Source organism: Shinella sp. H4-D48, from assembly GCF_022637395.1.
Lineage (GTDB): Bacteria > Pseudomonadota > Alphaproteobacteria > Rhizobiales > Rhizobiaceae > Shinella > Shinella sedimenti.
In genome coordinates, this window is the sequence record NZ_CP093337.1 from 2708049 (window position 1) to 2721169 (window position 13121).

The 13121-nt window shown below is 63.6% G+C and carries 12 protein-coding genes; 8 read left to right on the forward strand and 4 right to left on the reverse strand.

Features of this window, described 5'->3' with window-relative positions:
• The 3 genes from glcF to MNR02_RS13395 are packed head-to-tail and all read right to left on the reverse strand — an operon-like array spanning position 1 to position 3971.
• Positions 1-1323 carry a glycolate oxidase subunit GlcF gene (glcF, locus tag MNR02_RS13385; protein WP_241947146.1) on the reverse strand — a complete coding sequence of 441 codons (1323 nt, stop codon included), beginning with the start codon at positions 1321-1323 and terminating at the stop codon, positions 1-3.
• A gap of 15 nt (positions 1324-1338) precedes the next feature.
• A complete protein-coding gene (locus MNR02_RS13390; protein WP_371746669.1) occupies positions 1339-2538 on the reverse strand; it encodes an FAD-binding protein in 1200 nt (399 codons plus the stop codon).
• Complete coding sequence (locus tag MNR02_RS13395) at positions 2535-3971, reverse strand: FAD-linked oxidase C-terminal domain-containing protein (protein ID WP_241947147.1); 1437 nt, start codon at positions 3969-3971, stop codon at positions 2535-2537. The genes MNR02_RS13390 and MNR02_RS13395 overlap by 4 nt, the downstream gene beginning before the upstream one ends.
• Before the next feature lie 106 nt (positions 3972-4077).
• Here MNR02_RS13395 and MNR02_RS13400 point away from each other — a divergent pair, with 106 nt between their 5' ends.
• Positions 4078-4974, forward strand: a complete 897-nt coding sequence (locus MNR02_RS13400) for a LysR family transcriptional regulator (RefSeq protein ID WP_241947148.1) — start codon at positions 4078-4080, stop codon at positions 4972-4974.
• Positions 4975-4989: 15 nt separating this feature from the next.
• Positions 4990-5499: a hypothetical protein gene (locus MNR02_RS13405; RefSeq protein WP_241947149.1), complete on the forward strand. Its 510-nt coding sequence runs from the start codon at positions 4990-4992 to the stop codon at positions 5497-5499.
• Between the two features lie 15 nt (positions 5500-5514).
• Here MNR02_RS13405 and MNR02_RS13410 read toward each other — a convergent pair whose 3' ends face one another.
• Positions 5515-6792 (reverse strand): DUF3422 family protein, encoded by a 1278-nt coding sequence (locus tag MNR02_RS13410; RefSeq protein WP_241947150.1) that lies wholly within the window; start codon positions 6790-6792, stop codon positions 5515-5517.
• A 141-nt stretch (positions 6793-6933) separates the two neighbouring features.
• Here MNR02_RS13410 and MNR02_RS13415 point away from each other — a divergent pair, with 141 nt between their 5' ends.
• From MNR02_RS13415 to MNR02_RS13440, 6 genes are all read left to right on the forward strand, one after another.
• Positions 6934-7728, forward strand: coding sequence for a FadR/GntR family transcriptional regulator (locus MNR02_RS13415; protein ID WP_241948878.1), 795 nt, complete (start codon positions 6934-6936; stop codon positions 7726-7728).
• A gap of 83 nt (positions 7729-7811) precedes the next feature.
• A complete protein-coding gene (locus MNR02_RS13420; RefSeq protein ID WP_241948879.1) occupies positions 7812-8324 on the forward strand; it encodes an NUDIX hydrolase in 513 nt (170 codons plus the stop codon).
• A 71-nt stretch (positions 8325-8395) separates the two neighbouring features.
• The gene (locus MNR02_RS13425) at positions 8396-9898 is read left to right on the forward strand and encodes an inorganic phosphate transporter (protein WP_241947151.1); all 1503 of its coding nucleotides are present in this window, start codon (positions 8396-8398) and stop codon (positions 9896-9898) included.
• Between the two features lie 10 nt (positions 9899-9908).
• Entirely contained in the window at positions 9909-10646 is a 738-nt protein-coding gene (locus MNR02_RS13430) for a 16S rRNA (uracil(1498)-N(3))-methyltransferase (RefSeq protein ID WP_241947152.1), read from the forward strand.
• Positions 10647-10782: 136 nt separating this feature from the next.
• Positions 10783-12156, forward strand: coding sequence for a glutamate--cysteine ligase (locus tag MNR02_RS13435; RefSeq protein WP_241947153.1), 1374 nt, complete (start codon positions 10783-10785; stop codon positions 12154-12156).
• A gap of 85 nt (positions 12157-12241) precedes the next feature.
• Entirely contained in the window at positions 12242-13081 is an 840-nt protein-coding gene (locus MNR02_RS13440; RefSeq protein ID WP_241947154.1) for a DUF937 domain-containing protein, read from the forward strand.
• Positions 13082-13121 lie beyond the last annotated feature (40 nt).

The following is a 13121-nucleotide window of genomic DNA, read 5'->3' on the forward strand; positions in this document are numbered from 1 at the left end:
TCAGGCCGGCATTTTCGTCGAAAGGTTCGATATCGCCACAGGCTTCTCGCCGCCATAGGCCCAGTCGAGCAATTCCACCGTATGCAGGATCGGCACGGCGGTTCCGGTCGCGATCTGCGTGATGCAGCCGATATTGCCGGTCGCGATGAGATCAGGCTTCGTCGCCTCGATGTTCTTCACCTTGCGCGCCTTCAGCTTGGCCGAGATTTCCGGCTGAAGGATATTGTAGGTGCCGGCCGAACCGCAGCAGAGATGGCCTTCCGCTGGATCGCGTACCGTAAAGCCTGCTTTCTTCAACAGTGTCTTCGGCGCCATCGTGATCTTCTGGCCATGCTGCATGGAGCAGGCTGAGTGATAGGCGACCGTCAGCCCCTTGCCCTCCTGTTGTGGCAGGTCGAGGGTCGCGAGATATTCCGTCACGTCCTTGGCAAGGGCCGAAACGCGCGCCGCCTTCCCCGCATAAACCGGGTCCAGCCGCAGCATGAATCCATAATCCTTGATCGTCGTGCCGCAGCCGGATGCGGTGATGATGATGGCGTCGAGCCCGCCCTTCTCCACTTCCTCAAGCCAGACATCGACATTGCGCCGTGCGGCCTCCAGCGCCTGTGCCTCCCGGCCCATATGATGGACGAGCGAGCCGCAGCACACCTCGCCGGCTGGCGCCACGACTTCGACGCCGAGCCGGTTCAGAAGCCGGATCGTAGCCTCGTTGATGCCGGGCTTGAGGACCGGCTGAGCGCAGCCGGACAGGATCGCCACGCGGCCGTGACGCTCGCCGGCGGCGTCATATGTGCCCGGCTTCGAGCTGGCAGAGGCCTTCGGCAATGTCTTCGGCGCCAGATCCAGCATCGCGCCGAAGGGCTCGAAGGCCTTGAAGCGCTTGAACAATCCGGCGAAGGGCCGCCCCAGCGCCGCCGCCCGCAGAGCGATGCGAAAGCGCGAGGGATAGGGCAGCGTTGCCGCGAGGATGTTGCGCGTCAGGCGGTTCCAGAACGGCCGCCTGTAGGTCTCCTCGATATGCATGCGCGCGTGATCGACGAGATGCATATAGTCCACGCCGGAGGGACAGGTGGTCGTGCAGGCAAGGCAGGAGAGGCAGCGATCGATATGGGTGACCACCTCGGCATCCGCCGGACGACCGTTTTCCAGCATGTCCTTGATGAGATAGATGCGCCCGCGCGGACTATCCAGCTCATTGCCGAGCGTCACATAGGTCGGACAGGTGGCCGTGCAGAAGCCGCAATGCACGCATTTGCGCAGGATCTTCTCCGATGTCGCGACATGCGGATCGGCAAGCTGTTCGGCGGTGAAATTGGTTTGCATCGGCGGGTGTTCCTGTCAGCCGGTCATGCGGGATCTGAAAAGCCCGGCCGGATCAAAACTAGCCTTCACGGCGGTCTGGATGGCGGTGACCGCATCGGTTTGCGGCTGGAAGATTTCCGTTGCGGCCAGCACGTCCGGGCGGGCGCGAAGCAGCGTTGCATGGCCGCCGCCGACCGCCTTGATATAGCGACGCAGCAATGCCGCTTCCGGGTCGCTCTCCATGCGCAGCCAGACAAGACCGCCCTGCCAATCGTAGAAGGCATCGACGCCGGCTTCGAGACGCAGGGCCGCGACCAGCTGCTGGCCGGCGGTGGGCGCGACCGAGACACGCCAGAGCGGCCGCGACGTGCCATCTGCATAGGGCGTGGCGTCGCGGATTTCGCGCCAGAGGCGTTGCGTCAAACCGGCATCGCATTGCGAGACTGTACCGAAGCCGGCCATGGCATCGGCAAGCTTCTGCGCCCGCACCGAAACGGAAGCGGCAAGGCCTTCGAGACGCAGCACGGTCGCCGCCCCGTCCGGCAACGCGCCGCCGACAAACCGGCCGCGCACGCTTTCCGGCAGATGCGCGGCACCGGAGACTTCGACTGGCAGGGCCATCGCGGTTGCCATGGCCGCCGTGGCTTCGGCATCGTTGAGGTTGGAGACAACGATGGTGACGGCGGTTTCCGGCATCGGCAGGACGCGGAAGGTGACTTCCGTCAGGAGCGCCAGGGAACCGTGCGATCCCGCAAGCAGCTTTGCGAGATCGAGGCCCGTGACATTCTTCATCACACGGCCACCGGCCTTTACGATTTCGCCCTTGCCATTGACGAAGCGAACGCCAAGCAGGCTGTCGCGCGCCGCACCCGCCACGAAGCGGCGCGGGCCGGACGCATTGGTCGCAAAGACGCCACCGATGGTGGGAATGCCGGACGAACCGAGCACGCCGCGCAGGTCGACGGGCTCGAACGCCAGCATCTGGCGGTTTTCGGCAAGGGCGGCTTCGACTTTTTCAAGCGGTGTTCCCGCCCGCACCGTCATCGTCATCTCGGCCGGATTGTAAGCCACGATGCCATTAAGGCCGCGCGTCGACAGCTGCTCGGCACCATCGGTCGCCGGCAGCAGGCTACGCGTGCCACCTCCGGAAATGGAAAAGGGCGTCGCGGATAGGCCGGCGATCATGACGAGGCGGGCTGCGGCCTCTTCGGAGAGCGGTTCATGGATCGGTGTCATGCGGCAGGGCGCCCTTCGAGCGGGAAAACCTTGGAGGGGTTGAGCAGCCATTGCGGATCGAAGGCGGCACGGACGGCCATCTGCTGGGCGAGGTCCACCTCGCTGTACTGGTGGCGCATCAGGTCGCGCTTTTCGATGCCGACACCGTGCTCGCCCGTGAGGCAGCCGCCGGCATCGACGCAAAGCTTCAGGATTTCATTGCCGGCGGCTTCCGCCCGCGCAGCATCCTCCGGGTCGTTGGCGTTGAAGAGAATGAGCGGGTGCATGTTGCCATCGCCTGCATGGAAGACATTGGCGACGCGCAGACCGTATTTCGCCACGATCTCGGCCGTGCCGCGCAGGACATGCGGCAGCTGGCCGAGCGGCACGGTTCCATCCATGCAGATATAGTCGGCGATACGGCCCGTCGCGCCGAAGGCGGACTTGCGGCCCTTCCAGATGAGCGCCGCCTCGGTTGCTGACTGACATTCCTTGACGACCTTCACACCATGACGACCGGCGATTTCGATGATGCTGGCCAGCATGGCGTCCATTTCCGCCTCGGAACCCTCGACCTCGACGATGAGAAGCGCCTCCACATCCATGGGATAGCCGGCTTGCGCGAATGCTTCGCAGATTTCGATGGCGGGCTTGTCCATGAATTCGATGGCGACGGGGATGATGCCGGCACCGATGACATCGGCCACGCAGGCGCCGGCCTCCTCCGACGTGTCGAAGCCGAAGAGCACCGGACGCGCGCCTTCCGGCCGGGCAATGAGGCGCACGGTCGCCTCGGTGACGATGCCGAGCTGGCCTTCGCTACCGCAGACAACGGCGAGAAGATCAAGGCCGCCGGCATCGAGCGCCTTGCCGCCGAGATCGACGATCGTGCCGTCGATCAGCACGAGCTTGACGCCGAGGAGATTGTTGGTGGTCACGCCGTATTTCAGGCAATGCGCGCCGCCGGAATTCATGCCGATATTGCCGCCGATGGTGCAGGCGAGCTGCGAGCTCGGATCGGGCGCGTAGAAATAGCCGTCGGCGGAAACGGCATCGGATATGGCAAGATTGGTGACGCCGGCCTGGACGGTTGCGGTGCGGTTGGCGAAATCGACCTCCAGGATGCGCGACATCTTGGAAAGACCGATGACGACGGCATCCTCCTGCGGAATCGCGCCGCCGGCAAGCGAGGTGCCCGCCCCGCGCGGCACGACCGGAACGCCGTAACGATGACAGTATTTCAGCACCGCGGCGACCTGTTGCGTGGTCTCGGGAAGGGCGACCGCGAGCGGCAGACGGCGATAGGACACGAAGGCGTCCGTTTCGAAGGGAACGAGCTCGCGCGGCTCATGCACGAGACAGCCTTCCGGCAGGAGATCGAGGAGATCGGCGACGATTTCGCGGCGGCGCGAAAGAACCGCCGGGCGCGGCTCCAGAAACGCGATCTGATCCATATTTCGCCTCCCCAATCCACAAGTGGTCTGTTTTCTTTACCACTTTCTATCGGCCGGTGCAAATGATAAGCATTTTATCCGCTACGGAAACAATGGGCGCGACGGAATGACCAATCTCGGCGATCTCGAAATCTTCTCCCGCGTCATCTCCATGGGAAGTATGTCCGCAGCGGGGCGAGCATTGGGTCTATCCCCAGCCGTTGTTTCCAAGCGCGTGAAAAGACTGGAAGAACGCCTCGGCACCCGCCTCTTCCAGCGCACCACGCGCCAGATCTCGCTGACGGAGGCCGGACAGGGCTTCTACGAGCGTATCGTCGGCATTCTCGCCGGCATCGAGGAGGCGGAAGCCTTCGTATCCGGCCGGTCGGGCGCGGTGCGGGGCACGCTGCGCCTTTCCGCGCCGACATCCTTCGGCCGCCTCCATATTGCGCCGCATCTGAAGGGCTTCATGGATGCCTATCCGGAACTCATCGTCAATCTCGTGCTGACCGACGACTTCTCCGACATTGTCGGTGACGGTTTCGATCTGGCGATCCGCATCGGGGAACTCTCCGACTCCTCGCTGGTCGCCCGGCGGCTTGCACCGGTCCGGCGCGTGCTGTGTGCTTCGCCTGATTACATTGCCAGGCACGGCATGCCTGCGACACTCGCCGACCTCGCCGCGCATGTCTGCCTGCCGCCGCACACGCAGGATCTCTGGCGCCTTGAAGGACCGGAAGGCAGCGTCAGCTTCCGTCCGCAGGGACCGCTCTATACGAACTCCAGCGAAGTTGTCCGCGAGGCGGTGTTTTCCGGCATGGGGATCGCGCTGCGCTCAAGCTGGGATGTGGGACCGGCTCTGAAGGATGGCACCCTCGTGCAGGTGCTGCCGCAATACGAAGGCTCGCGCAACGTGGTGCTGTCCGCCGTCTATCCCAGTCGGCAGTTCCTTCCGGTCAAGGTGCGGCTGTTCATCGATTATCTCGCCGAGCTTTATGGACCCGCGCCCTATTGGGAACATTGACGACAGGAGGAAGACATGGCCGGCAGACTGAGCATGCTCGCAATTGCCTGCGGGCTCGTGGTCTCCCCGGCGCTCGCCGCGCCGCTCGATCCGCTGCTCGAAGGCTTCGATGACGCCTGCGACTACAGCGACGGTCTCGCGGCGCTGCTTCAATCGAGCTACGCATTCGGCCGCACGGAAGGCGACATCGCCATTCCGGCCGGTTACGAGACGGTCTTTGGCCAGCCGACTGTCGCGCCCGTCGATGAGTATCTGCACGTCACCCTGCCGGTGAGCGACGGCACCTGGCGCGGTGTACCGGTGCAGGAAATCGAGGTTTTCATCACCGCCCTCGAAAGCGGCTTCAGCTCCCACGCCGTGATTTTCCCGGCAGGCGCGGTGAAGCAGGCGGAAGAGACCTTCAAGGCGCGGGGCGAGTCCGCGCAGACAAAACTGACCGCGCAGGACAAGGCCGACCTGGGCTGGCAGACCGGCTTTTCCGTCGTCGATGGTGTGCCGCGCTATATGTGCGACCTCTCCACCTGAACCGGCGTAATCGCCTCAGTGCTTGTCTTCTTCGGCATGGCGGTTGCGGATCGCGCGGACGAGAAGCCACATGCCGATGATGACAAAGGGCACCGCGATGCCGGTCGCCGTTTCCGGCTTCACCGGCAGGCCGAGACCATGCGCCGCCTTCGCGACATAGCCGAAGAGACCGACGACGTAATAGGAAATCGCCGCCACCGAGAGGCCCTCGACGGTCTGCTGCAGGCGAAGCTGCAACCGCGCGCGGCGATCCATGGAGTTCAGCAGCGAGGTATTGAGCTGTTCCAGTTCCACGTCGATCCAGCTGCGCAGCAGCGCGGTGGCGCGGGCGAGCTTGCGCGACAGGTTGGCCTGCCGCTCCTCGACGGACTGACAGGTCCGCATGGCCGGCGCAAGGCGCCGCTCGAGGAAGAAGCCGAGCGTTTCGTAGCCGGGCACGGCGGTTTCAGCCAGCGTGCGGATGCGCTCCTGTACGATACCGTAATAGGCGCGGCTAGCGCCGAACCGGTAGAGGCTGAGCGCGGCATTCGCCTCCAGTTCCGCGGCAAGCCGCGTAATCTCGGAAAGTAGCGCGTCGGCCTTGTCGCGGGCGTGCTGCTTCATCGCATTGGTGATGCCCGTGAGCCCGTCCTCGATGCGACGGATTTCCGGGGATAGCGACTGGGCAAGCGGCAGGCCCATCATGGCGAGCGTTCGGTAGGTCTCGATATCGAGCAGGCGCTGCACAAGCGCGCCGCGCCCCGCTTCGGTCATGCCCTTGTCGATGACGAGGATCGGCGTCAGCCCGTCGCCGTTCTGGCGAAAGTCCGTGACGATGACACCCTGGCCGTTCTTGATCTCGCTATAACAGAGACTGGTCGGGTCGAAGGTTGCTATCGCTGCACGGCTTTCCGGCGAATCCGGCCGGATCTCCAGGCGGATGCCCGATATCAGCGTGCCAGGCGGCGAGAAGCTGTCGCCGAACGGATGGACGGGCACCTCGCCGCCGAAGATCTCAGGCGCGGGCGCATCCCAGAAATAAGTGGAGAATTCGGTGTGCCGCTCCCAGCGCAGCGTGCCCTGCCCCCAGCTCAGCGCGTGGTGGTTGGAATCGCGGCCGGGCGGCGACACACCGCGCGAGCGCGACAGTTCGCCCATAACGGCATGATCGACGGCCGAGCCGCCCTCGGTCAGGAACGCGAGCTGAAAAATGACGCGCGGCGACGGCACCAGCGCATATGGCCGTGCATGGATTTCTCCGAGAGCCTGCGCGCGCATTGTCGCCTGCGGAAAGGCGAAGCTGCCCTTTGCCATGTCTGCACCTTCCCCTCACGTGCAACAGATCTTTCTTAACAAATGTCAGGGCAACGGTGATGAGACGCATTGACGCAGGCCACGAACAGGGATTGGACAAGTTTGTTGACCAGTTTCCATGCGGGTTGGTACTATCGTGCCGTGACCGAAAACGCTTTCGACCTCTTTGCCCCCATCAGCCATGACCGCACCGCCGACGAGGTGGTCCGGCAGATCGAGCTTTTGCTGCTGGAAGGCGTGCTGCGCGACGGCGACCGGCTGCCGGGCGAGCGCGAGCTTTCCAAGCGCCTAGACATTTCCCGACCGATCCTGCGCGAGGCGCTGAAGGAGCTGGAAATCCGTGGCCTGCTCGTCAGCCAGCACGGCGGCGGCACCTATGTCGCCGATATCATCGGTCAGGTCTTCTCGCCGGCTGTCGTGGACCTCATCGCCCGTCACCAGCGCGCGACCGGCGACTACATCGAGTACCGGCGCGAGCTGGAAGGCATTACCGCCGAACTCGCCGCCCGCCGCGCGACGGACTACGACCGGCAGATGCTGACCCGCATCATGGAGGCGATGCGGGAGGCCCATGCCGGCGGCTCCTTCGATGCGGAACTCGAGACGGATGTCGAGTTGCACAACGCGATCGGCGAGGCCGCGCACAACATCGTGCTGCTGCACACGCTGCGCTCCTGCTACCGGCTGCTGGCGCAGGGGATCTTTTTCCACCGCCATCTCGTTTTCTCCTCGCAGGAAGCCCGCGAACATCTTCTCGCGCAGCACGAGGCGATCTACGCCGCCATCATGGCCCGTGACGGAAATGCGGCGCGCAATGCCGCTCAGGCGCATATGGACTATATTGCCGTCGCTATCCGCGAAGCCGAACGCAGCGGAGAATGGCAACGTATTTCTCAGCTGCGCATGCAAAAGCGCAATCTTCCCGCAAAAGCCTGACTTGCGCTGCAATCTGCGCGCAAGCAAGATATGTCACAAAGCGACTCAACACGCACGTCCCGACGAGAGGAATGAAAAAGACCTTGAACATTCTCAACCGCATTGCGAGTGACGTCCAACTCATGTTCCGCAGGCCCGTCCGGGAACAGTATGGCGCGCTGTGCTACCGGCTGAAGAAGAAACGTTCGGCGGTCGAAGTCCTCCTCATCACCAGCCGCGACACCGGTCGCTGGGTCATTCCCAAGGGCTGGCCGATGGACGGCAAGAGCGCCGCCGCAGCAGCGGCGCGTGAGGCCTGGGAAGAGGCCGGCGTCAAGGGTGTTATCGCCCAGGAGGCGATCGGCGACTATCATTACATGAAGGGCCTGCCGGAAGGGCTGAAGGTCGATTGCCGGGTGCGCGTCTTCGCGCTGGCCGTGGACGACATCTGCAAGAATTTCCCGGAAAAGGACCAGCGGCGCGCCGAATGGGTCGATTGTGCCGAGGCCGCAAACCGCGTTCAGGAGCCGGGCCTGAAGAAGCTCTTCCTCGCCTTCGAGCAGAAAATCCTCTCCGGGCTTCCCCCGATCGCGAAAAACGGCACGACCGGCGCCTGACACAGCCTCCGCCATATTGCCGCCTATGCCATGAGGCGTTACTGCCTCTCGGCAAAACTGGAGCAGCATGAATGGCCAATTCTCAAGTCCAGCTTCGCAAGCCGACGCTGGACAAGGACCTGGAAAAACTCACCCTCACCGAACAGGCAACGCACTTTGTGCTGCGCTCCTGGACGGGTGCGGGCATTTCACTGGTCTTCCTGCTCCTGACGATGGCCATCGCCAATACATTTGCCACCGGTACGCCCGGGGTTCTCGTCATCGCCGTCACGGCCGCGCTGGCCGCCTATATGGCGATGAACATCGGCGCGAACGATGTGACGAACAATGTGGGGGCCGCGGTGGGCGCCCGTGCGATAAGCATGGGCGGCGCTCTGGCGATTGCAGCCGTCTTCGAGATCGCGGGCGCGCTCCTGGCCGGTCGCGGCGTTGCCGAGACCGTCGCATCCGGCATCCTTGATCGCGCGAACTTCCCCAGCTCCGAGGTCTTTGCCTGGGCAATGATGGCCTCGCTCGTCTCGGCCGCGATCTGGATCAACATCGCGACACTCGCCAATGCACCGATCTCCACCACGCACGCCATCATCGGCGGTGTCATCGGTGCGGGTGCAGCGGCAAGCGGCCTGCACAGTGTTCAGTGGGAGGCGATGGGTCTCATCGTCATCAGCTGGACCGTCTCACCGATTCTGGGCGGCGTGATTGCAGCGCTGTTCCTGTTCTTTATCAAGGAAACGATCATCTACCGCGACGACAAGATCGCGGCGGCAAAGACCTGGGTCCCGGTTCTCGTCGCAATCATGGCTGGGGCTTTCTCCGCCTTTCTCGCCACCGGCGGCACCAATGGCTTCTATCATGTGCCATTCGGCAAAGCCCTGCTTGTCGGCCTGGCTGTGGGCGTGCTGACCTACTTTGTCACACGACCGATCGTGCGCCGGCATGCGGAAGGACTGGACAACCGCAACCAGTCTCTGCGCACGCTGTTTCGTCTGCCGCTGATCTGTTCGGCGGCATTGCTGTCCTTTGCCCACGGGGCCAACGACGTGTCGAATGCGGTCGGTCCGCTTTACGGCGTCGTCGTGGCGTTGCGTGAAAGCAGTGGCTCGGGAAATGCCGGCATTCCGCTCTGGGTGATGGTCATCGGCGCCTTCGGCATCTCGCTTGGCCTTCTGCTGTTCGGTCCGCGCCTCATCCGCATCGTCGGCAGCGAGATCACCAAGCTCAATCCGATGCGCGCCTTCTGCGTGGCGTTGTCGTCGGCCGTAGCGGTGCTGACGGCATCGGCCTTCGCCATTCCCGTCTCCTCGACACATATCGCCGTTGGGGCGGTGTTCGGCGTCGGCCTGTTTCGTGAATGGTACACCCGCAATTCGAAGCGCCGTATCGAGTATATCCGCAGCCGCGGCAACGGCATCGCACCCGAGGAGCCATCGGCCAATCCCGAAGAGACGCGCCGGCGCTATCTCGTGCGGCGCTCCCACTTCATGACGATCGTTTCGGCCTGGATCGTGACGCTGCCGATCTCGGCGATGCTGTCCGCCCTCGTCTTCCTCGCCCTCAACGCCGTGTTCAGCTGAGAGACCGACCATGCGCGCCAATTACCGGATGCAGCGCCTCTTCGTGGACGATGCGCTCGCGGCAAACCAGCCTTTCGAAGCCTCCAAGGATCACTTTCACTACCTGACGAACGTGCTGCGCATGGGCGAAGAGGGAGCGGTGCTGCTGTTCAACGGCCGGGACGGCGAATGGCGTGCCACGCTGTCCTTTCCCACCCGCAAGCGTCTCATGCTTACGCCGGTCGAACAGACGCGGGCACAGCCCGTCCCTTCCGACCTGCACTACCTGTTCGCGCCGCTCAAGGTCGGGCGGCTGGACTATCTCGTGCAGAAGGCGGTGGAAATGGGCGCCGGCGTGCTACAGCCGGTGATGACCCAACACGTACAGGGCAAGATCACCAATCTCGAACGGCTTGAGGCGAACGCCGTGGAAGCCGCCGAGCAATGCGGCATCCTGGCCATCCCGACCGTTGCCGCGCCCCGCAAGCTGGACGACCTGCTCTCAGACTGGCCGCGTGATCGTCGTATCATCTTCTGCGACGAAGGGCATGGCAGCCAGAACCCGTTGCCGGTGCTGCGCGATATCACGGAGCGCAAGCTGGCCCTGCTGGTCGGCCCTGAAGGCGGGTTTTCCGACGAGGAGCGCACGCTCCTGCGCGGGCTGGATTTCGTGACGCCCATTCCGCTCGGCCCGCGTATTCTGCGTGCCGATACCGCGGCCGTGGCGGCGATGGCCGTGATCCAGGCAGCCATCGGCGACTGGGAATGATTTTCCCCAAAAGTCGAATTGGTTTTTTTGAATCTGCCTTGAAAGGAATTTGCTTGCACCGCATTTAATTCCGGTTCAAGCACCCTCCCAAGGCCCTGCGGTTCTGCCGGGCATACCCGTTCAGAAGAAGACGCCCATGGCCCGTGACACCACCGACCAGACGCCGATCCGCAATGTCGCGGAAATGGCGGACTATCTCGCCGCCGGCAACAAGCCGAAGGAGAAGTTCCGCATCGGCACCGAGCATGAAAAATTCGTCTTCTTTACGGCCGACAACAGCCCAGTCCCCTATTTTGGCGATGCGAGCATTTCCGCACTGCTTAACGGCATGCAGGCCAAGACCGGCTGGGAGCCGATCATCGATGCCGGCAACATCATCGGCCTTGCGGAACCCTCGGGCATGGGTGCGATCTCACTGGAACCGGGCGGCCAGTTCGAACTGTCGGGCGCGCCTCTCGAAAACCTGCACCAGACCTGCAAGGAATCCAACCAGCATCTCGCCACGCTGCGCGAGATCGCCGAACCGCTCGGCATTCGCTTCCTCGGCATGGGCGGCAGCCCGAAATGGTCGTTTGCCGAGACGCACCGCATGCCCAAAAGTCGCTACGACATCATGACGCGCTACATGCCGAAGGTCGGCAGCCAGGGCCTCGACATGATGTACCGCACCTGCACGATCCAGGTGAACCTCGATTTTTCCTCCGAAGCCGACATGCGCCGCAAGATGCAGGTGTCGCTGAAGCTGCAATCGCTCGCCACCGCGCTTTTCGCCTCCTCGCCCTTCACCGAGGGCAAGCCGAACGGGCTCCTGTCCTGGCGTGGCAATATCTGGCGCGATACGGACAACAACCGCGCCGGCCTCATCCCCTTCGCCTTCTCGCCGGATTTCGGCTTCGAGGATTACGTGGCATGGGCGCTCGACGTGCCGATGTATTTCATCGTCCGCGACGGCAAATATCACGACTGCACGCATGTCACCTTCCGCCAGTTCATGGCGGGTGCGCTGAAGGGCGAAGTCGCGGATTACGAGCCGAATTTCGGCGACTGGACGAACCATCTTTCCACGCTGTTCCCCGATGTGCGCCTCAAGCGGTTCCTGGAAATGCGCGGCGCCGATGGCGGCCCGTGGCGCCGCATCTGTGCGCTACCCGCCTTCTGGGTGGGGCTTCTCTATGATGACGGCGCGCTTGACGCCGCCGAGGCGCTGACCCGCGACTGGACCTTCGAGGAAGTCTCCGCGCTGCGCGACGCCGTGCCGGCGCAAGCGCTTCACGTCGAGTTTCGTGGCAAGCCGCTCTTCAATGTCGCCCGCGAAGTCCTGTCCATCGCCCGCCAGGGACTAGTCGCGCGCGCCCGCCTGAACGGCGATGGCGTCGACGAAAGCGTATTCCTTGCGCCGCTCGACGAAGTGCTGGCCAAGAAGGCGACACTCGCAGAGGACATGCTGGCGCTCTACAACGGCCGCTGGAACGGCTCGGTCGAACCGGTTTTCAGCGAATACCAATACTGACATCACGCCAGAAAGCGGTTTGCGCGGCGGAAATTCCCATTATACTGCAGTTGCATACACGCCTGCCAGGGGAAGGGTCTCGCCGATGCAATCGCTCTACGACATGATGATGCAGGCCCAGAACGGCAATGCCGTGGAGATCATGGCTCGGCAGTTCGGGCTTGCGCAGGAGCAGGCGGCGAAAGCCGTCGCCGCCCTGATGCCGGCCTTTTCCGAGGGCTTCAAGCGCAATGCCGCCAACCCCTATGACATGGCCGCCTTCATGAAGGCGCTGACCACGGGCGAGCACGCCAAATATTTCGAGGATGTCTCCAAGGCCTTTACGCCGCAGGGCCTTGCCGAGGGCAACGGTATCCTCGGCCATCTCTTCGGCAACAAGGACGTGTCGCGCGCCATCGCCGCACAGGCCGCGCAGATGACCGGCATCGGCCAGGAAATCTACAAGCAGATGCTGCCCGTCATGGCCAGCACGCTGATGGGCGGCCTCTTCAAGCAATCTTTCGCCCCGTTCTTTCCCGGCGCGCAGACCGGCGGCGCATCCGCCAATCCCTTTGCCGACATGATGCAGCAATGGGCAGAGGCCTCGGGCCTTGCGAAGAAGCCCGCGCCGGCCAACCCCTTCGACAATCCCTTCACACAGGCCGCGCAGGAGTTCTTCGGCACGAAGAAGGAAGCGGCCGCCAATCCCTTCACCGACAATCCTTTCGCGAAGGCCTTCCAGGACATGATGGCCGGCATGGCGGGTCAATCCGCGGCAGGCGAAAAACCGCAAGAACCGGATGCCGCCCCCGCCGATGCGCTCAAGTCCCTCGTCGGCACGATGTTCGATACCGGGCTGGAAATGCAGAAGGACTACCAGCGCAACGTCGAGGCGATCTTCGAGACGATGCGCAACGGCATGGACAACGAGAGCAGCAAGGCCTGAGCGGTGCCAGACTGCCCGAAACGGAGGGCCGCAATGCACG